20 protein-coding genes are annotated in these 20,830 nt (G+C 45.8%); 5 read left to right on the top strand and 15 right to left on the bottom strand.

What is annotated here, in order from left to right:
* Nucleotides 1–42: 42 nt before the first annotated feature.
* A complete protein-coding gene (locus tag G475_RS0117040) occupies nt 43–1,326 on the bottom strand; it encodes an ABC transporter substrate-binding protein (protein WP_026702302.1) in 1,284 nt (427 codons plus the stop codon).
* Between the two features lie 347 nt (nt 1,327–1,673).
* On the opposite strand from G475_RS0117040, the gene G475_RS0117030 reads away from it, so the two are divergent.
* The gene (locus G475_RS0117030; protein WP_026702301.1) at nt 1,674–2,186 is read left to right on the top strand and encodes a MogA/MoaB family molybdenum cofactor biosynthesis protein; all 513 of its coding nucleotides are present in this window, start codon (nt 1,674–1,676) and stop codon (nt 2,184–2,186) included.
* A 50-nt stretch (nt 2,187–2,236) separates the two neighbouring features.
* Here the strand turns inward: G475_RS0117030 and G475_RS27560 are convergent, their stop codons facing one another.
* Nucleotides 2,237–2,386 carry a hypothetical protein gene (locus tag G475_RS27560; protein ID WP_169728534.1) on the bottom strand — a complete coding sequence of 50 codons (150 nt, stop codon included), beginning with the start codon at nt 2,384–2,386 and terminating at the stop codon, nt 2,237–2,239.
* A gap of 175 nt (nt 2,387–2,561) precedes the next feature.
* Here G475_RS27560 and G475_RS25485 point away from each other — a divergent pair, with 175 nt between their 5' ends.
* The 4 genes from G475_RS25485 (at nt 2,562) to G475_RS0117000 (ending at nt 7,386) form a co-directional block, all read left to right on the top strand.
* Complete coding sequence (locus G475_RS25485; protein ID WP_051302646.1) at nt 2,562–3,413, top strand: alpha/beta fold hydrolase; 852 nt, start codon at nt 2,562–2,564, stop codon at nt 3,411–3,413.
* Nucleotides 3,414–3,621: 208 nt separating this feature from the next.
* Entirely contained in the window at nt 3,622–5,733 is a 2,112-nt protein-coding gene (locus G475_RS0117010; protein ID WP_026702300.1) for a BglG family transcription antiterminator, read from the top strand.
* Nucleotide 5,734: 1 nt separating this feature from the next.
* Nucleotides 5,735–6,001: a PTS sugar transporter subunit IIB gene (locus G475_RS0117005; RefSeq protein ID WP_026702299.1), complete on the top strand. Its 267-nt coding sequence runs from the start codon at nt 5,735–5,737 to the stop codon at nt 5,999–6,001.
* 29 nt (nt 6,002–6,030) lie between these two features.
* Nucleotides 6,031–7,386, top strand: coding sequence for a PTS ascorbate transporter subunit IIC (locus tag G475_RS0117000; protein ID WP_026702298.1), 1,356 nt, complete (start codon nt 6,031–6,033; stop codon nt 7,384–7,386).
* Between the two features lie 114 nt (nt 7,387–7,500).
* On the opposite strand, the gene G475_RS0116995 is transcribed toward G475_RS0117000, so the two are convergent.
* From G475_RS0116995 to G475_RS0116925, 13 genes are all read right to left on the bottom strand, one after another.
* Nucleotides 7,501–8,001 carry a (2Fe-2S)-binding protein gene (locus G475_RS0116995; RefSeq protein ID WP_035711644.1) on the bottom strand — a complete coding sequence of 167 codons (501 nt, stop codon included), beginning with the start codon at nt 7,999–8,001 and terminating at the stop codon, nt 7,501–7,503.
* Entirely contained in the window at nt 7,986–10,244 is a 2,259-nt protein-coding gene (gene pucD / locus G475_RS0116990) for a xanthine dehydrogenase subunit D (RefSeq protein ID WP_051302644.1), read from the bottom strand. Before pucD ends, G475_RS0116995 begins: the two co-directional genes overlap by 16 nt.
* Nucleotides 10,241–11,143 carry an FAD binding domain-containing protein gene (locus G475_RS0116985; protein ID WP_026702295.1) on the bottom strand — a complete coding sequence of 301 codons (903 nt, stop codon included), beginning with the start codon at nt 11,141–11,143 and terminating at the stop codon, nt 10,241–10,243. Before G475_RS0116985 ends, pucD begins: the two co-directional genes overlap by 4 nt.
* On the bottom strand, nt 11,092–11,736 hold the full coding sequence (locus G475_RS0116980) for an NTP transferase domain-containing protein (protein WP_026702294.1): 645 nt from the start codon (nt 11,734–11,736) through the stop codon (nt 11,092–11,094). Before G475_RS0116980 ends, G475_RS0116985 begins: the two co-directional genes overlap by 52 nt.
* Entirely contained in the window at nt 11,733–12,746 is a 1,014-nt protein-coding gene (locus tag G475_RS0116975; RefSeq protein WP_026702293.1) for an XdhC family protein, read from the bottom strand. Before G475_RS0116975 ends, G475_RS0116980 begins: the two co-directional genes overlap by 4 nt.
* A 4-nt stretch (nt 12,747–12,750) precedes the next feature.
* On the bottom strand, nt 12,751–14,103 hold the full coding sequence (locus tag G475_RS0116970) for a 5'-deoxyadenosine deaminase (protein WP_026702292.1): 1,353 nt from the start codon (nt 14,101–14,103) through the stop codon (nt 12,751–12,753).
* Nucleotides 14,104–14,334: 231 nt separating this feature from the next.
* On the bottom strand, nt 14,335–14,679 hold the full coding sequence (locus G475_RS0116960) for a Na-translocating system protein MpsC family protein (RefSeq protein ID WP_026702291.1): 345 nt from the start codon (nt 14,677–14,679) through the stop codon (nt 14,335–14,337).
* Between the two features lie 76 nt (nt 14,680–14,755).
* Nucleotides 14,756–15,793, bottom strand: a complete 1,038-nt coding sequence (locus G475_RS0116955) for an ABC transporter substrate-binding protein (RefSeq protein WP_035711639.1) — start codon at nt 15,791–15,793, stop codon at nt 14,756–14,758.
* Nucleotides 15,794–15,820: 27 nt separating this feature from the next.
* Complete coding sequence (locus tag G475_RS0116950) at nt 15,821–16,684, bottom strand: ABC transporter permease (RefSeq protein ID WP_026702289.1); 864 nt, start codon at nt 16,682–16,684, stop codon at nt 15,821–15,823.
* The gene (locus G475_RS25480; RefSeq protein ID WP_233275804.1) at nt 16,684–17,475 is read right to left on the bottom strand and encodes an ABC transporter ATP-binding protein; all 792 of its coding nucleotides are present in this window, start codon (nt 17,473–17,475) and stop codon (nt 16,684–16,686) included. The genes G475_RS0116950 and G475_RS25480 overlap by 1 nt, the downstream gene beginning before the upstream one ends.
* 535 nt (nt 17,476–18,010) lie before the next feature.
* Nucleotides 18,011–18,838, bottom strand: a complete 828-nt coding sequence (locus G475_RS0116935) for a 1,4-dihydroxy-6-naphthoate synthase (protein ID WP_026702287.1) — start codon at nt 18,836–18,838, stop codon at nt 18,011–18,013.
* 1 nt (nt 18,839) lies between these two features.
* Nucleotides 18,840–19,487 carry a futalosine hydrolase gene (locus tag G475_RS0116930; protein WP_035711635.1) on the bottom strand — a complete coding sequence of 216 codons (648 nt, stop codon included), beginning with the start codon at nt 19,485–19,487 and terminating at the stop codon, nt 18,840–18,842.
* A 140-nt stretch (nt 19,488–19,627) separates the two neighbouring features.
* Nucleotides 19,628–20,821: a Gfo/Idh/MocA family protein gene (locus tag G475_RS0116925; RefSeq protein WP_026702285.1), complete on the bottom strand. Its 1,194-nt coding sequence runs from the start codon at nt 20,819–20,821 to the stop codon at nt 19,628–19,630.
* Between the last annotated feature and the right edge of the window lie 9 nt (nt 20,822–20,830).

Below are 20,830 nucleotides of genomic sequence, written 5' to 3'. Positions count from 1 at the left end.
TATCTTTCAAAGAAGCGGCCGCTTCGGCAGGCGCTTTTCCGGTTACCTTTCAAGCAATCCTTTGATCCGGGTAACAGCTGCCTCCCACTCCTCTTCAGGATCCGCCCCGTCCTGAACGTTCTGCAGGGCTGTTAAAATTTCATCATTCACACTGACATAATCCGGCCCCTTATAAACGGCTGGAATATCTTCCGCCGCTTCTGCAAAAACCTGGGCTGTGCTTTGTCCGCCGAAGTATTCATCCGTTGTTTCTTTAAATTCTTCTTTTTCATATGTTTCCGGGGTAGAAGGGAATAACCCTGCGTCACTCAAGAAAGACGCCAGCTGATTATCTGGAGAAATCAACCATTCTGCGAAAGCATAGGCTTCCTCTTTATTTTCTGTTTCTGCCGGCATTCCAAGATAGGAACCTCCCCAGTTTCCGGCAAATTCCTCTGGAAGGGTGACAACTCTCCATTTCCCAGCAGAATCCGGGGCATTATCACTCATCCATCCCTTTAACCAGGCAGCCCCCATCTCCACGGCGAAATCGCTGTCATTCACAGCATTGGTCCATTCCGGACTCCACATTGTATAATTGCCGACGATGCCTAATTCGTTCATTTCTACAGCAAGATCGTAAGCTTCTTTTACTTGGTTTTCTTCGTTTTCAAGCAGAAGATTCCCCTGCTCATCAAAATAACTTTTTTCTAAGCCATCCATTTTTGCCCGATAAGCCATTTCCATACTGTCCACTATTGGCTTACCAGTGCTCTCCTTAATTTCCCGGCCAACGTCCAAAAAATCTTCTTTTGAACTGATCAGTCCGGCAACTTCTTCTGGCTCTGTTGGCAGACCGGCTTCTTCAAAAACTTCCGTGTTATAATACATGCCTTTTGGACCTATATCCGTCGGGAGTCCGAACAAGAAATCCCCTTCAGCGTTCTCCCCTATTTTCCATTTCCAATCCAAATATTGATCCTGGATCGCATCGGCTCCCTGATCATATAAATTTGCAAAACGATCTTCAGCCTGTTTAAAACGATCGATTTGATCCACTTCCAGCATAGCCAGATCCGGGGCACCGCTTCCTGCAGATAAAGCAGTAAAGAGAGCATCGTGATGATCGGCGTTCTCAGAGACTTTCACGTTAATGGAAACCCCAGGGTTTTCTTCTTCATACTCTGCGGCCAGCTCTTCATAATTCGTTGCTCCAAATACCCAAAAATCAAGGGACACCTGGTCAGAATCTGCCTTGTTCTCTACTGACGAACTTTCTCCGCCCCCACAAGCACTCAATCCCCAAACCCCTAGAACAGCTATGAAACAAAATATCCATTTTTTCATCTTTCCTTCCCCCTTTGTTAATTAGCATGAATATCCTTCAAAACAGTACAGGCATACCTCCCTTCATAAAGAAATCGGTTTCCTTTATTTCTAAAAAAATAATCCTTAACCACTCCACAAAACCCCAAATCATGTTTTGAAAGCGGATTCATTTCCGTATTATAGTTGTAATTTCACAATTATTCAAGACCTATTTAAATTTTAAAAGAAACCGGTTTCTTTTTTTGCTGAAAAAACCCTGAAAACCAGAATCTTTCAGGGTGCCTTCTCCTCTTTTTCTCCCTTCAAGAAATACATCTGATTTTTTCATGTTATAATTACGGACAAACTAAAAGGAGCGGGTTACAATGACGATACATGAACATAAAGCTAATGGGCCGCAGTCGGTGGGCTGTATGATCATCACTGTTTCTGATACCAGAAGTCTGTCCGATGACAAAAGCGGAAAGCTGATAAGGGAACGGTTAGAGGAACAGGGGCATAAAGTGGCGGAATATAAAATCATAGAAGATGACTACGAACGGATACAATCCCTGCTGCGCCAGGCTGCACAGGAAACGGAAATCGAAGCAGTGTTGATGAATGGCGGAACTGGCATCGCCAAACGGGACACTACTTACGAAGCAGTAAAAGACCTGCTGGATAAAGAAATACCTGGGTTCGGAGAATTATTCCGGCATTTGAGTTACACTGAAGACATAGGGGCTGCTGCTATTTTAAGCCGGGCCATTGCCGGCGTTTATGAAAACAAAGCGGTATTTTCCATGCCCGGATCCTCCGGTGCTGTCCGCCTGGCTATGAACCAGTTGATCCTGCCTGAGCTCTCTCATGTCATAAGAGAAATTCAAAAAGACCTGTAACCTAAAATACACCCCCCCCGCCCCGATCATCAAAGGGGCAGAGACGGCTCTTATGCTTTGGGCCAGGCTCTTCTTTCTGCATACTCCATACACATTTTGCAGACAGGGACCGTTTTCCCAGTGGAAGGAGCGATATATTTACGAGGCTTATAGCCGCGGATTTTCTTCTTGCAGATACCGCAGTTTTTACGAAACAGCATGAAACGTCCTCCTTTCCACAACACTATTTATATACCATATTAATATATTCTTCCACTTCTGATAAAGCAATCAGCACTTTCTGTCGTTTTGTGTCATCCATGAAATAAATAACTAATGTCTTCCCCTCTATTACTATAGTAAAATGTACATAGAAATACAGAACGGAGGAAGACCATGGCAAAGATATTTTCTCAAGCCAGGACAAAGCTTATATTCATCCTCATCGTGCTCTTAACCGCCGTCGCGGTTTCCTTTTTTCTGCTGCCTGAAAAATCGACAGACTCTATGGATACGAAACCATTCACCCCAACCTTATTTGTTCATGGATTCAAAGGCGGACCGGGCTCATTTAATACATTGCTGGAACGGTTTGCTCAAAATAACTGGGGTTCCAAAGGATTAGTGTTTCATGTCTCCTCTTCCGGTGCCCTTCACACAGAAGGAAACCTCGGGAAAAAAAAGAACCCGTTTATTCAAATTATCTTTGAAGACAATAGAGCATCCCTCAAGCAGCAAACCATGTGGCTGCAGCACGTCATGCATACCTTAGGTAAAACCTACGATGTTAAACAGGTGAATCTCGTCGGGCATTCAATGGGAGGTCTCACCACGGCCAAGTATTTATGGAAAGAACGGAGTCCCTCCTATCCCGATGTGGAGAAACTAGTTGTGATCGGAAGTCCTTTCTATGGAATAAAAAGGGACTCTTATTTTGAAGTCAATCATGGCGCCGCTCTTCAAGATTTAAAACCCGGTGCCGCTTCCGTACAGACTATGTTTGAACACAAACGAGCTTTTCCACATAACCTGGGCGTCCTTGCTATTGCCGGCAGCCCTTTCTACCGGAAAACCGATGGAGTCGTGAGCGTACGGAGCGCCCTCGGAATTCAGGAACTTGTTCCTCCCTCCATCTACCATGAAAAAATATTCACCGATTTGAAGGCTACTCATTCCGGACTGCACGAACATTCCGGGGTTGATCGGAAAATCGCAGAGTTTTTATGGGGTACAAAGGAAAATAGCTGAACAAAGCGGCAGGCATGTATACAATTCCTGCCGCTTTTTTTATATTATTGATGTTCCAAATTGCAAATTCATCTTTTTCAAACATTGAACACTGCAACCCCTTACAAAATAGGTATAAAAGTCTTATTATAGGAATACCTTCACATCACAAACAATCTTAGTTTCACATTGCACAATTCAATATTGCAAAAAAGGAGGGAAGAATTTCATGGTATTGGATAAGAGACGAGTTTCTCTTCTACATTACTTGTACCAACAAAACAATGAAATCAAAATGGAAAAACTTAAAGATCAATTCGGCGTCTCCCAGCGGACTCTTTATTACGACTTAGATCAAATAAATGGATGGCTTAAACAGGAAAAACTTGAACCTATTCAAAAATCCTATGGAAAAGGATTCTTTCTTACAGAAAAAACCATCGAAGAACTGCCTGAAAAATTAACGTTACAGAACGAATGGGATTACCGCTTTTCTCCAAATGAACGCAGACACCTTACTACACTTACGTTGTTGACCCAAACAAAACCGTCAACGGTTCAACATTTAAAAGAAAATGTTCAAGTGAGCCGGGGAACGATGTTCAGGGATCTGAACAGGATCAGCAAATGCATGGATGATAGAGGTCTGTCTCTTACCCACACAAAGCGTGGCTATGAAATTCATGGGAACGAGAAAATAAAACGGCAGGTCATGAACGATACCATCAGCAGTCTTCTGCACTTCACAAATAATGAACATGTTAATAAGAAATTAAACGATATTCTATATCCTTCCGCCAATCATCAGGATGCAGGCCTGACTGCCTTATTGAAAAAAGAAATAACAGCCATTGAAACAGCATTGGACGTTTCCTTCACGGAAGAAGTATTCCGACTGCTGACATTGCAAATAATGATCGCCGTAAAAAGGAAGTCTCAAGAACTTTCTCTCTCTATTGAAGAGGAAGAAATTAAAATCCTGAAAAACACCGAGGCGTTTCAATCTCTCCAAAAACTAAATAACAACCTGCTTCATGAGGGCTTCAGCTCTCTTCCTGACGAGGAACTCTACTTACTAACGATCCAGATCCTCGGGGCCAGGGTTCATTATGAGCAGCTGAGCGGTTCGAATAGAAAAGAAATGGAACAGCTCAAAATGGTGATACGAAAAATAGTAGATGATTTCCAGCTGGCCGCCTGCATCGTTTTTGAAGAACGAAAACAGCTGGAAGACAACCTGTTCCTCCATTTAAAACCGACCTACTACCGCCTGAAGTATGATCTGACCTTGAATAATCAATATTTTAATGACGTGCAGGCCCATTATCCCGACATTTATTATTTAACAAAACATTCTCTTTCTCATTTAGAATCCTTTATTGGTAAAGCGATTCCCGAAGAGGAAATTGCCTATATTGCGATGCATTTCGGAGGGTGGCTGCGAAGGGAAAACCAGACCTCGGTCAAAAAATTTAAAGGAATCGTCGTCTGCGAAAATGGGATAGCCGCCTCCGGGATGGTTAGAGCTCAAATCGAAACGATTATACCTGAAATAATGATTACGCATACTCTCTCGATTCGCGAATACAACGAGAAGCATATCGAGGCTGATATAGTATTTTCCACTTCGTTTATTAAGCAGAAACAGGCCCCCATTGTTTACCTTCCTACCATTCTAAATGAGAAAGAAAGGGAAACAGTCATTTCCCAAACGCAGGAGTATCTTCAACAACCCGAAGCCCCGGTCCATTATGAAACAGAAGAACTGATAAACGTGATCGCACAATATGCAGCCATTCATGATAAACACGCCTTACAGGATAAATTGTATCGCTTCCTATCCAATAACCATTCGTTCAAGAAGGAGACCTATAAACCTATGTTAGATGAATTATTAACCAACAGAACAATCCGTTTTGAATCTTCCGCAGCAGACTGGGAAGAGGCCGTCCGTATGGCTTCTGCTCCCCTGTTGAACAATGAAAACATTCAGGAAAACTATGTAGAGGCGATGATACAGAACGTAAAGGAGAACGGTCCTTATGTTGTGATTGCACCCAACATAGCCCTTCCTCATGCCAGACCAGAGGAAGGGGTGGATCGATTAGGAATGAGCCTGCTTCACCTGAAAGAGCCGGTATTCTTTTCCGAACAGGAGAAACACAAAGCGTTCCTTGTTATTGTATTAGCTGCGATCGATAATGAAACACATTTACAGGCTTTATCCCAGCTGACGGAAATGCTTTCCGATTCAGGCAATACTGAGCATCTTCTAAAGGCGGAAGCAGTTGATGAGATCTTGGCACTGGTTCAACAATATTCCATTCGAGGAGGAAGATAAAATGAAAAAGATAGTAGTCGTTTGTGGAAATGGGTTAGGAAGCTCCATGATTGTCGAGATGAATGTCAAGAACATTCTGCAGGAAAGGAATGTAGAAGCAGATGTTTCTCATACCGATTTAACAACAGCAAAAACCGAAACAGCAGACCTTTTTATCGGTTCAGAGGATATTCTTGGAAATCTGGATGATGGCAGCCGAAACATTGCCCTGCTTAACAATCTACTGGATAAGGAAGAATTACGTCGTGTCTTAGAAGAAAAACTGTAACATCTTTTCAGAAAAAAGGGGGAGATCATGTGGTAGATCTATTAATGAACGATATTCTGGGTACACCTGAAATTTTAGTTGGTTTATTCGCTCTTATTGGACTTCTCATCCAAAGGAAAATGTTTTCTGATGTGATATCCGGTACACTGAAAACCGTGTTGGGATTTGTCATTCTGGGGGCAGGAGCCGCAGTGATAGAAGATTCCCTGGGTCAGTTCAGCAGCATGTTCAATCATGCCTTCAATGTAGACGGGGTCATCCCGAATAACGAGGCGATTGTAGCCGTAGCCCAGGATAGTTTTGGTACCGAAACGGCTATGATTATGCTGTTTGGCATGATCGCTAATATTATTTTGGCTAGGATCACTCCATTTAAATTTATCTTTTTAACTGGTCATCATATTATGTTTATGGCGTGTTTAATTGCAGTCATTTTAACAACAGGAGGAATGTCTGGTGTACCGATGGTTATCCTTGGCGCCGTCCTTCTTGGTTCGCTGATGGTGCTTTTCCCGGCTCTGCTTCAGCCCTATACCAAAGAAATAACCCAGTCTGATGACATTGCCATCGGCCATTTTGGTTCCATTGGTTACTTTGCTGCCGGATTTATCGGGAAGCGGGTCGGAGACAAGTCCCGCTCCACAGAAGAAATCAATGTCCCTAAATCCCTGGGATTCCTTCGCGACACATCCGTGGCTGTATCTTTAACAATGGTTATTCTATTTGTGGTCGTAGGAGGATTTGCCGGTAACGCCTTTATTGAAAGGGAATTAAGCGGAGGACAGAACTTTCTGGTATTCTCCTTTATGCAGGGTCTTGCCTTTGCTGCCGGTGTTTATATTATTCTAGCCGGGGTTCGGATGATTCTTGGAGAAATTGTACCAGCGTTCAAAGGGATTGCCGATAAAGTGGTTCCCAATGCAAAACCGGCCCTGGACTGCCCGACTGTGTTCCCATTTGCTAATAATGCTGTCATATTAGGTTTTATCGTTAGTTTTATTGCTGGATTAATTAGTATGTTTTTGCTCCCTGTTTTCAGTTTAGCCGTTATCGTGCCGGGCCTTGTTCCTCATTTCTTTACCGGCGCTGCGGCGGGTGTGTTTGGAAACGCTACAGGAGGCCGGGTTGGGGCTATTGTCGGAGCTGCAGCCAACGGAATCATGATAAGCTTTCTGCCGGCACTTCTGCTCCCGGTCCTGGGAACACTCGGATTTGAAAGTACAACTTTCGGGGATGCTGATTTCGGGGTGATTGGAATTGTGCTTGGGAATATCAGTAACGTGGTTTCCTCCAACCTTCTGTTTTCCCTTATTGTCCTGCTGTTGTTAGCTATCTGTTTCGCCATTGGCTGGAAATCCTATAAAAAACAGGAACTAAACGTATAAGTAATGGTATGTTCTCCATTGAACTTTGAAGGGTACTATGCGCCTTACTTTGTGTACTTCCGCCATCCCATCCGGCTTTGTAAAAATTCCGCCCTAGAAGCATGGGCGGAATTTTTATTGTTCTTTTTCAGCTGCACGCCGGACGGCTCTTACAATCCCGCTGTATCCCGTACAGCGGCATAGATTACCAGAAAGACCTTCCGCTATTTCTTCATCGCTGGGATGGGGAGTGTCTTTCAGTAAAGATTTCACAGCCATGATCATGCCGGGGGTGCAATAGCCGCACTGAAATCCACCTTCTTCCAGAAACGCCTGCTGCACTGGATCAAGATTGTCTTCTTCTCCGATTCCTTCTATTGTTGTTATCGTGCTTCCTTCCGCCTGATAGGCCATAATAAGACAGGAATTTACCAGTTTTCCGTTCAACCAGACCGAACAGGCACCGCACCGCCCTATCCCGCATGATATTTTTGTGCCGGTCAAATCAAGAGCTTCCCGGATAATGTCTGCCAGTCTGGCAGAGGGATCCGTGGTTACCTGCACCGTCCGGCCGTTTATGGTAAAAGAAAGAATTGTAAGGGGACGTACCGGCTGGTTTTCTATTTCGGTATCCATGGCTGCACCTCTCTTTCTGTTAAATGTTCCAGCATCTTATTCGGAGATACCGGCAGGTGATTCGTCCACACGCCACATGCTTCATGGATCGCTTTTACGATGGCCGGAGCAACAGCTACCGTCCCTATTTCCCCAACTCCTCTCGGGCCATGTGGGTCATTATCGCTTAACGATTCGATCGGATGGACGTCAAGGTCAAAGGGGACATCTGAGATGCCTGGAATCATATACGTATCAAGGTTTTCTGTAAGATAACGTCCCTGCCGCATGGATGCTTCCTCCATTAATGTATATCCAATAGACATGACCCCGCCGCCTTCAATCTGCCCTTTATAACCAAGTTCATGAATAACTGGGCCTGCACTAACCGCTTGATTCAGGCCGGCAACTGATACCTGCCCTGTCCTTATATCCACCTCCACCTCAGCCCTTACGGCAGCAAATGTGTATAAATAGTGACTGCCATCCATGTTATCCGGCGTCGTCGGAAAATCAAATGTTGTTGTTGTCACAATGTCTGTCTCCAGAACATTGGCCAGATGCCTAAACGTCAATACCTGTTCCTCTTCGCAATAAAACCCGCCGCGGCCAAGAGAAAGTTTTTCTTTTAGACATCCTGCCACAGCTGAGGCTTTGTCCAACAGCTTTTCCTGGAACTCTCCTTTCATGCGCTGCACCGCGTGCCAAACCATGCTTGTGCCCCGGGAAGCTGTCGTAGAGCCGGTGGCGGGAACTTTTGCCGTGTCCCCGATACGAATAGTAACATCTTCCCTGGAACAGCCGAACGCTTCTGTCACTACCGCCTCAATCACCCCCGTTATCCCCTGTCCAAATTCTTCAAAACCAAAGGCGGCCTCAATGGTCCCCTCCGAGGTCAAAGAAAGTCTTCCTCCCGCTGGATCAAGCCGGCCGTATCCGAGTCCGCCGCCGTGCATTGTTATAGCAATTCCAGTGCCGTACTGCTTCCATTCTTTCTTTCGCCAGAGACGGGGAGGCTTTTTTTCCATCGCATTTAACACATGTTCGGCTCCCATTGTTGGTACAATGGTCTGCCCCAACGGTCCCGGGTCGTGTTCAGCGCGCAGGTTCATCTTTCGAAACTCGATAGGGGACACCTTTACTTTTTCGGCCAGACGATCGATTTGTCCTTCCAGTGCAAACGTCACCTGGTTGCCTCCAAAACCCCGGAATTCTCCGGATACTCCATTGTTTGTGAACACAGAAACTCCGTTCACTTCTACATGCGGGATGATGTAGGGACCGGCGGCATGTTCCACTGCAAAATCTAGAATAGCCGGGCCAAGGGTAGAGTAGGCTCCTGTATCAGCAGTAATTTCCACTTTATGAGCCAATATATGCCCTTCCTGATCTGTACCTGTCCTCATTGTGATTTTCATCGGGTGTCTTTTAATACCAGAGCGCATCGATTCGCTTCTCGTCTGATGGATTTTCACCGGAGCTCCGCTTTTTAGGGCAAGCAGAGCGGCGTAAGGCTGTACATTCAATTCATCCTTTCCGCCAAAGGACCCCCCCATTGGACTGGAGACAACTCGTATCCGTTCTTCTTCGATTCCTAGAATCCGGGATAATTGAAAACGATCTTTAAATCCATGCTGAGTCCCCATATACACCGAAATACCTCCATCTTCTTCCGGAGCAATGATCCCCCCTTCCGTTTCCATATACGTGTGCATCTGCCGGGGAACCTCATAGGTTTCCTCTACGATGCAGAAACACTGATTAAATCCCTTCTCACATTCTCCTTTTTGATACCCGTTGCGATGCAGAACATTTCCTTCCGGATGAAGCAGCGGGGCCTCGGATGATAAGCTTTTTTCCGGTGAATCGAGAACCGGGAGTTCTTCATATTTTATTTCAATGGCTTCCAGGGCAGCCTCCGCTTCTGCCGGCGTCTCCGCAGCAACAGCTGCAACGGCATCCCCGACATAACGCACCCTGTCTTCACACAACACCGGTTGATCCGGCATAACGATCCCAAACCCATTTACTGCAGGGACATCTTCATGGGTAATAACCGCTCTGACGCCCGGCATGGCTGCAGCTTTTTCCACGGATATACTGGTTATAAGAGCATGAGGAAACTCACTTCTTTTTATTTTTCCATACAGCATGCCATCCATGGAGCCGTCCGTTAAATATCTTAAACGTCCTGTTACTTTTGGAATCCCGTCGGGCCGTATTTGTTTATTATTGGCCGCTGCTCTCGGTTTTGGGTCCGTCATCCGTCTTTCTCCTTTCCTCCATTTCTTTCTGCATTGCTATATAACTGGGAGAGAATCAGATTGGCTGCGGTTTTCTGTTTATAGGCCGCAGAAAAAAAGTCATCGGATGGCGGGGTGAACGTGTCGAGCATCAGAGAGTATAACTCCTGCAGCGTTTCTAAGGAAAGATGACTACCGCACAGCCGGTTTTTCACTTCCTCAAGACACTGCGCCGGAATATTGCCTCCTCCTGCGGCCAAAGCCGCCTTTTGTACTCTCCCATCCTCTCCCAGCTCCATTCTCCCGGCAGCATTCACCACGGAGAGAGAAAAGGATTCCCTGCGGCCTACTTTATTATAAAAAGAGAAGGAACGTCGGTTTTCGTTTGTTGGATACGGAATCCAAAAAGCAGTCACTAAACCGTCAACCTTGTTTTCGAGAAAGTCAAGCACTGGAAGAGTATGAGGACTGCCTGCGTAAAAATAGGATACAGAGGCATCCAGTACCAGAAAGGCAGGAACAGTATCTCCTTTTTCATACATAAGATTACCACCGATCGTCCCCCTATTCCGCACAGCGGGGGCGGCTATATTCCGTACCGCCTCTGCCAGACATGGGAAGTATTGTTGTACTTCGTGACTTTTCCGGACGTCCGCTAGTGAGTTCAACGCTCCTATCCGCAAATAACTGCCCCTCCTGACAATTCCATTCATTTCGTTTATATTTTCCAGGCTGATTAGATGGGAAGGACAGGGAACTCCCTGCTCCCGCTGCATTTGAATGACCGTTCCTCCGGCAATAAAGGAGGCATTTTCTCCCCTGTTTCTTTTCTGCTCCCAGGCTTCTTCTACCTCACGAGGGAACCATATTACCGGTGAATCCTTGGTTCTTCCTGAAACTGCATATTCTCTAGCAGCCATCGGTAATCTTCCTTTGTATCCACATCATAAAAATCTCTCCCATCTTCATAGTTAATCGTTACTCCCTGTTCTCTCGGAAGTGTGTGAAACAAGGGGCGTGCCCCCTTATCTCCGGTCAGCTTTAATAACAAAGGAAACAAGCTCCGGGAAAAAATAACAGGGGGCTGTATCCTTTCCCGATACTTCGACGCTGTGTACCACTTTTCATATGTTTCATGCTGTTCCATGAGATCATTTATTGTTGTTTTCGAAAGATAGGGCTGATCGCCAAGCAATATCATAACCGCCTCTGCATGCCGGGCATTGGCAGCTTTCACTCCGCTCCCTATCGAATGGGCCTGGCCTTGTGGGGCCTGCGGGCTTTGGACCTGCATCCACTGTGTTTCACGGGCCCGCAGATCACGGTCTACCCAGTTCAAGGAATCCTCCGGCTTTGTCACTACTAAAATATGTTCAAGATTGGACTCCACCGCTGTTCTAAGCCCCATGCTTCCAATCGTTGTTTGGCCGAGGGGCAGGTCTAATTTTGATTCTCCCATTCTGCTGCTTTTTCCAGCTGCCAAAAAAATACCGGTCATTTTTTTATTACTCATGTCATCACCACAGGCTGGGAGGTCCGTTCTTTTGAACGCATAATCAATTCCGATACAATACTGACGGCTATTTCATCCGGACCTTCCGCAGCGATAGACAGGCCTGCGGGTGTGTTTATTTCTTCCGGTATCCTGCCGCCATCAAGCAGCCTCGCGGTTCTCGAACGTGACCCAAGTACTCCTAAATATTTAAGCTTTTTCTCCATTAGAAAAGGCAGTAACTCTTTGTCTCTTTGAAAATGGTGAGTCAAAAGCACCGCGTAATCATTTGGACCGATAGAGAGACTGTTTTTAAGCTCCTCCGGAAAACCGACAACGAGCGTGTCAGCCTCTGGAAAAAATGCTTCGCTGCATAATGCGGGTCTCCAATCACTTACGGTAACGGAAAAGCCTGAACGGGCAGCCAGGTGAACCAGAGGACGGGCGTCCGTATTTGCTCCAAATACGAAAAGGCGGGGTTTTGGCTCAAAACGATGGAAGTATACATGGTCCCCGCTTTCTTCTATCTCCTTCACACCGCTTTTTTCCGCTATCCATGACTCCGGCCCAAAGCCGGACCAAGTCCCAAAACTATCATTTGCTGTCTGGTAGAGTGTTTCCAACTGCTCCGGGAGAGACGTCAGTTTTTTTGCCATATACACCGTTTGCCCTTGTTCCAGGAAGTCTTTCAGACGACGCATATGGGTAAACATTACCTCATTTATGGGTTCCAACAATACTTGGATGACACCATTGCAGCCTGATCCCTCTCCCCACGATAATTCCTCCTCCCCTTTCATATCATAGGTCATTAAACGAGGGCCATGTCTCCATATGTCCTCAAAGCGGGCATGAATATCATCCTCCAGACACCCTCCGCTTAAGAGGCCGATTTGGAAACCATCTGCCTGAACAAGCATGGAAGTGCCTTCTTTACGATAGGCAGACCCTTCCACATGGATAATAGTGGCTAATACAGCCTGTTCCGGTTTGTTCAAAACATGTTTCAGAATAGAATGAATATCTTCCATCTTGTCATCTCTCCTGTACCGTATGTGCAAGATGGCTCACGAGCCGCTGGACAGCAGTATTGGAGGCTTGCAGCACACTATTTTTGTCCATTGTCTTCATCTCTCTGTTTTCCATGACAATCTTTCCATCAATGATGGTTGTTTCTACATCCCGGGCCGAAGCGGAATAGACAATACGCGAAACCGGATCCACCGTTTCCGAAGGATAGCTGTGAAAGGTGTTTAAGTCAAGAAGAAATAAATCCGCCTTTTTCCCTTCTTCCAGACTTCCTATCTCGTGTTCCAGTCCAAGGGCTTCCGCTCCTCTTATCGTCGCCATTTTCAAGACCTCCTCCGCCGGCATGGAAGCCGGACCGTAGTATGGTTTTGGGAGCAGGGCCGCCAGTTTAATTTCCTGAAACATATCCATCGTATTGTTGCAGGGAGCACCGTCTGCTCCAAGGCTGACCGAAGCCCCATCCTTGGTGAGGCCGTGTACATCGGCAATCCCGGAGGCCAGTTTCAGATTGGAGCCTGGGCAGTGAGTCATCTTCACTTTCTTATCCCGGATAATCCGCTTTTCGTTATCATTTAACCAGATGCAGTGAGCCAGCACGAGGCGTTCATTCGCGAGTCCGATGTGATCCAGATACTCCACGTTTTTCATTCCGTGCCTTGCCTCTACGATACTCACTTCCCCCTCATTTTCTGAAGCATGGGTATGAACAAGGACATTGTATTCGGCGGAAAGATCACGGACTCTCGTTAAGAGCTCCTCGGTACAGGAAACAACAAACCTTGGACAGAACGCGTACTGAATCCGGTTATGATCAAAACCGTGCCATTTTTCTAACAGACGAACGCTTTCTTCTATCGATGTGTTCGTATTTTCTAACAAGGGGGACGGGAGATCTTCTCCCAGGTCCATCATGACCTTTCCGGATAACGCCCGGATTCCTGTTTCAGCCATTGCTTCAAAGGCAGCATCTGTATGATGCACCGTTTCCATGTCCATGATGGTCGTTGTTCCTCCCTCGATCAGCTCTCCGATGCCAAGTTTGGCCGAGCGATAAAGAGAGTCCCAGTCATGAGCAGCCTCCAGCGGCCACATTTTCTTTTTCAGCCAATCCAGCAGCTCCATATCATCCGCCTGCCCGCGGAAGAGCGTCTGGCACAAATGAATATGAGTCTGGATAAATCCCGGAAGGACCGTCTTTCCCTCAGCATCAATGACCTTCGTCCCCGGGGGCACAACATTCGTTAAATCGTTTCCGATTTTTGCTATTTTGTTCTGTTCTATTACTATATCGCCATAAACGATGTCCATCTTTTCATTCATCGTGACAATCTCAGCGTTTTTTATTAATATAGTCTCCATCCAGGTCTCCCCCTCCTACTTTTGGTTAAAAAAAACCGGAGAAATGCATATAGCCCTGTGACTACAAGCCTTCCCCGGTTTCTTTGTTTCTCCGCCCAGCAGAGATAAAGCCACCGACCTTTTTAAAAGGAAAACCGCCCGCATCAGCAGTGCCGTTTCCTTTTGTTATCGTTAGAATATAAGAATTTTGTGGTGTTGTCATAAGGTTTGTTACATTATCTCCGCTATTTTTTACTTAAGAAGATAAATGACTGCGGCAGCTTCTTCGGTTTCAGGGTCAAAATCTTTCAGGATTGTTTTCACCTGAAGTTCCAGTTCGCTTTCCAGCTGCTTTTTCAGCCTGCTCTTAAATTCCTCGATTAGGGTGGTATCTACGGATAAAGAGAGAGGCGGGTTCTTCTGATCGATCACAGATAGGGCCGGCACTCGCTGATGTTGGCCAAAAATGACAATTTTATCCTCCATCATTTCAACTTTCTGCTTCCTTACGCCTATCCCGTACATCTCCTGGTTTACTTTATTATATAAACGGGCGATCTGCTGACGTTGTGACTTGCTGTGCGTTTCGTCTGCCATATTTTGTCCCTCCTGCGCCCCCAAAGGGAAAAGCCAGCACGGAATGCTTTCCGTCACTGACTTCCAATGCCTGTATTTATTCAGACAAATATTCTGTTGTATATACTTCCTCCGGGTCGACCTGTTCATCGAGCAGTTCCAGTTCGTATAATTGATCGATTAACTCGCCCCAGCGTTCTTCTGTCATATGTCCAACTCCGTTTTCTTCGGCATCCCCGCCATAAACAAAGTCATGCTGGGCTTCACTTTCAAACTTTAATTCTTCCAGGGCAATATTTTCATTTGCTTCATGAATCACTTCATTTACTTCCTCATAATTTTCTTCATAATAGTCCCAGCCCGGACGGTAGGCGTTCATGAATTGTTCCACCGTTTCTTTATTTTGTTCTAAATAATCTCTCGTCACAAAGAGTACGACATTATACGGATCATATCCTGCCTCGGAAATCAGGGTTGTGTCCACGTCTACCCCTTCCCGTTCCATAAAATAAGGTTCGGAAGTAACAAAAGACTGGCTGATCGATTCTGGTTCATTCATAAACTGCGTATATTCCCCCGTATAGGTTAACTGTTCGACGTCACTTAAATCATATTGGCTCTTTAAGTATTCCCAATACGGGATACCTGCTTCAACATACGCTTTCCTGCCGTTCATATCCTCAAAACCGTCCAGTCCCGCATCGGAGTGATACATGAAAGCCTGGGGACTGTTTTGAAGGGAGGCCGCCAGTGCAACCAGTTCCATCCCCTGATTTCTTGCCATTAATAACTGATCAGCGTGCGCCAGACCAAACTCAGCGTCTCCGGCTGCTACCATTTGTAAGGTGGATACCTCCGGCCCTCCCGGCTGAACTTCTATATCCAGCCCGTTTTCTTCAAAATACCCTTCTGACTGAGCGGCAAAAAATCCTCCCATCTGACTTTTAGGAAACCAGTTCAACACCAGGGTTACTGGCTCCAGCTCTTCCGATTCAGCTGTTGAGCCCTCTTCTGATGTTACATCTTCTGAACCGGAGATTTCCTCCGTTCCCCCTCCACAGGCAGCAAGCATGAACAAGAAAGCAATACTGCCATGTATTCTTATTATTTTAGGTACATGAAATCCGATCCCCATAATAACCCCCCTCTTTTTCTTCGATACCTATTGTTCTTTTTTCATTGCAGATTCGTGCCACGACCCCAGAATTTTATTGGATACGAGGTTAACCAGCAGATAAAAACTGACTCCCAGCACGGCACCGGCGATAGCACAGGCAAAGATAAATGAGGTATTGACCTGAATCGCAGATACCGTAATAGCATATCCCAGACCACCTTCTCCACCGCCGACACCGGCCACGTATTCCCCGACAATCGCTCCAACAATCGATAACGTGCAGGAAATTTTCAAACCAGCCATAATGAAGGGCATGGCGGAAGGGATACGAAGCTTCCACATTTTCTGCCATTTCGAAGCATTGTACAGAGAAAACAGATCATCCATTTCTTTATCTACAGAATTCAATCCCATTAATGTATTCGAAATGACCGGAAAAAAACCGATTAAAAAGGCAACAACAACAATCGCATTAAACCCGGCCCCGAACCAGATGACGACAATTGGCGCAACAGCAACCACCGGCAGGGTTTGTAATATGATCGCATACGGATAGATGCTCCGCTCGATAATTTTAGAACTGGCTAAGATAATCGAAACGATAATACCGATGACCGCGCTTAAAAGAAAGCCGATGACCGATTCCAACACCGTGATTTGTACTGCTTGCCGAAGCAGGGACCAGTCACTTACTGCCGCATTGATTACATCCGTAGGCTTCGGAAAAATATAATGCGGCATCCCAATCAGCAGCGGAACCGTCTGCCACAGTGCCGCGAAAATAATAAACGCGATGATTGGACCGAGAAAGTAATTCATAAACTTCACTCCGAAATACTTCCCCTTGGTTCCTTTTTTGGACGAGGTGATCATTTCTTTTTTGGCTGCTTCTGCAGACGACATACTCATTATCCGATCCCCCTTTTATCCAGACTGTTTTCCAATTGATCCGACGCTTTTTTGACATAAGCCGAAAACTCTTGATCCGTTCGGCTGATAGCATGTCTTGGGTAAGGCAGGTTAACATCAATGACAGAGCTTAATCGTCCCGGTCCGGCTGACATCACAGCAATTCTTGTAGAAAGGTAAACTGCCTCAAACACGTTATGGGTAACAAATAAGATCGTTGTTTTTTCTTTTTCCCAAATTTCCAACAATTCTAATTGCAGACTTTGCCTTGTCATTTCATCTAATGCCGCGAAAGGTTCGTCCATTAAAAGCAGCTTTGGTTTCGCAGCAAGAGCCCGGGCAATGGACACTCTCATTTTCATACCTCCAGATAATTCACGCGGATAGGATGTCGCATAATCCTTCAACCCCACCATTTCCAGGACACGGCAGGCCTCTGCCTTTGCTTCCTTTTTGGAGGTCCCTCTCAGTTCAAGGGGCAGCACCACATTGTCTATCACTTTCCGCCATGGCAGCAGATTCGGCTCTTGAAAAACAAATGCTATGTCATTGGTGTTGCGGATGGTTTCTTTAGGATCTTTGTTAAATACCTTTACCTCACCGGAGCTTGCTTCAGCCAGTCCTGCCGTCATCCGCAGGGCTGTTGATTTTCCACAGCCGGAAGGTCCGAGAAATGTCAGGAACTCACCTTCTCCAATGGTCAAGTCAAACTGATCCAAAGCAACGGTACCATTACTGAAAACCTTGCTCATCTGGCGAAAAGCCACCATTTCTTTCTTATTTGTCTGCAAGAGATGTCCCTCCTTTAAATCAAAATCTCCCTTTGTTCTACACCCGGCCATCCATTCCAACACCTTGGCTTTCGGTATTTTCTTGATAACCACATCTTAAGGTCTCCTGCTTTCAACGTCATTGTATATCCTGTCTAAAAACCAGACATTCATTTGGTCGAAAAAACTAACTATTCCTCCTCTAACTCCAGGGCTTTTTATTCTGTCTGAAAGCTCATTTGAATGTTTTTTGGCTAAGTGACAGTAGTTATGGAGATTGATTTAGGCAATCCAACCCAAAAACCATCCTGCCTTGGATATGTAAGAATTGTTTACACAGAAATTCAGGTTTAATGAAGAAAAGCGGAGATAAAAAAATTTGATATCCCGCAGGAAGTGGCTTTCTTCTGAGGAGGCTCGAGCCGTGCCCGCGGAAAGCGACCTATTTTGACGCAGCGATAGAACAATACACAAAAATCCGAACGATTTATGGAAAAAATCGTTCGGATTTTTTGTCCTTGATAATGTTTGTTCCCAGACTCCTGCTTCATTCTTTTTATACATCTTCCATTCGAAACGCTGGAACCAGCCCTTCTTCTGCCGCCCGTCCCAAAAAGGAACGGATGGCGGCAAATCCGTCTTCCCCCAGGTCTCTTGTGAATTCATTGACATATAAATCAATATGCTGGCGGGCTACATTCGGAGACATTTCCTGGGAATGCTCCATCACATACTCCCTGGAGTCTTCGGGATATTCCCATGCATAGTCCACGGACTCCCGTATCCATTTTTCTACTTTTTTATGATCCAAGGAACGTTTCGCGATAATCGCTCCCAACGGAATTGGCAGACCTGTATCCTCTTCCCACCACTCTCCCAGATCCTGAAGCATATGTAAGCCGTAGTCAGGATACGTAAAGCGTGCTTCATGAATCACAAGACCGGCATCTACTTCTCCTGTTTGCACAGCCGGCATGATGTCCTCAAAGGACATGATCTTAATTTCTCCTACGTTTTCCGTCAGTTTCTGTGCGGTCCACAGCCGGAACAGCAGATAAGCCGTAGAACGATCACTCGGCACGGCAATCGTCCGTCCTGAGAGAAAAGAAGGGCCGTGTTCTTTTTCTGCTGTTAACACCAATGGTCCGCATCCTCTTCCCAATGCGCCTCCGCAGGAAAGCAGCCGGTAATGGTCCAGCACCCACGGCAGCGCAGCATACGATATTTTCATCACTTCCGGGCCTTCTCGATGGGCTGCCCAATAATTGGTTTGATCGATATCGGCATAAGTCACATGAACCTCCGGTGCATCGGGAAGCTTCCCATGGACCAAAGCGTGAAACGTAAAGGTATCATTCGGACATGAAGAAAAAGCTATATTCAATTTAAAAAACCTCCTGCAATATCGGACTTACCTGTTCCAAAGCTGTCAGCGCCTCCCTGATATTCCAGTTTTCGCGGTCGCGGGGACCGACCGTGTTGGAAATCGACCGCAGTTCAAACGCTGGGATGTTTTTTCTTCGGGCTGCTGCTGCTACCCCATACCCTTCCATAGCCTCTGCTTTTGCTCCCGGAAAACGCTGCAGCAGTTTTTGAGCCGTCGCTTCCGAGCCCGTTGCTGTCATCGTCGTCAGTACAGGGCCCGTATCAACAGCCCGCCCCACTGTTTCTGCTTTTTTCAACAATTGTTCTACGTAAAAAGCGTCACATGTGTAACGGCATCGTCCCAAATTTAAATCCTCTAAGGAAAAAAAAGCATCTTTGGTTTCGGAACCAGCGTCCGCCGACACCATGACACTTGCAATAACAATGGAACCAGCGGCTGCAGAAAGATCAAAACCACCGGCAATGCCGGAGCTGACCACCGCTTTATACTCGTCATCATGCAGCGCCAGTGCCGTACTTACGGCAGCATCTGCCAAACCTACACCGCCGGCGATTACATCAAAACGAGGATTGTCTCCCAATCCTTTATGTACAGCGTCCCTTTCCTGGTCCACTGCTGTCACAATTAATATTTTATTTCCTGCCATGTTGTGAAACTCCTTTGCTGCAATTACACCTTTACTTATCATATCATGATCCCACGCCGCTGTCCTGCCATGAAAATTTTCTCAGATTTTGAATCACAATAAAAAATCCCCCTTCATAGGGGGAAGAAAGATGGATGAATTTAGGACAGGCTTTTAGGGGAGGGAAGCGATATAGTCCGTCCCTGTTTAGCCCAGGTTATATCCTCTTTTTCGCTGGGAGTTTCCCAGTCATCATAGCATTGCTTTAGTAAGATATTTAAATCTTTCACGGAACGCATTCGGGAATCCGGTTCATATTGAAGCCGTTCTTCAGGAAAAAGAGCCGCTTCCGGCACAGATTCATGCAGAGCGCGGATCGTCTGGACGTGAGTAAGCGCAGCTTCTGGTCCACAAACCGTTTCGGTTTTCTGCTGCTGAACAGCGTCTATACAATGATAAAGTTTATGCGCCCGTTCTTTTTCAGGATCCCCGTAGGAGACTTGAGTACCGTCTTGAAACTCTGCCAGAATTTCCTCGTTTTTCACATATGAAAGCACCGCTTTTTCAAACACATACTCGTACACCGGGCCAAGTTCTTCGGTGACGGCATGGGTGGCATAGTAATAAACCTGCGTGCCCCCGTCCATTTCTCCTTTCAATACACACGTATCAAATGTTTCTATGTTATTGGCACGATATAATTCGGCTGTCAGTGTCTTTAATGCTGCACTTCTTTCAGGACGCTCCCCAAGAATATAAAACATATTGTGGAGAAAGTGAGACGTAGCGTTGTTAGCAACGCTGTCAAATATCGGGGTTCCCTCTCTGGAATACTTTTTCCCAGCCCAGGAAGCCCTTTCATAATAATTTTCCGAACGAGGCCATAATACCAGCGTTTTCATGCGCAGCGGTTTCCCAAAGATCCCTGCGGCAATATCTTTTTTCAACTTCTGAATAACATCACTAAAGGACCAGTCAAACCCTATTGCTACAAATTTATTTTTTTCTTTTTTCAGTCTGATCATTTGTTCAGCATCTTCCACGCTTGGTGTCATTGGCTTTTCACATAAGACATTACTTCCATTTTCCAGGGCACAAATCGTCTGCCCGGTATGAAAATGAATCGGTGTGGAGATCACAGCCAAGTCCGCCTGGCAATCCTGATAAAAGGACTCCAATGAGGAATACACAGGAATATTGTTTGCTTTGATTTCCTCATAATAATTGCTGTTTTCCGGGGCGATGTCCACGACACCCTGAATGCTGTCAAACATGGCATGGTTCCATAGTTCCTTTAAGTAATGATTGCCGTAACCTCCGATTCCAACAAGAACGATAGATACGGATTTTCCCATAAGCTCCTC

Source organism: Salibacterium aidingense DSM 18341 (assembly GCF_000429685.1).
GTDB lineage: Bacteria > Bacillota > Bacilli > Bacillales > Marinococcaceae > Salibacterium > Salibacterium aidingense.
The sequence above is the reverse complement of the archived record's forward strand: the minus strand, read 5'-3'. Positions and strand labels throughout refer to the sequence as shown.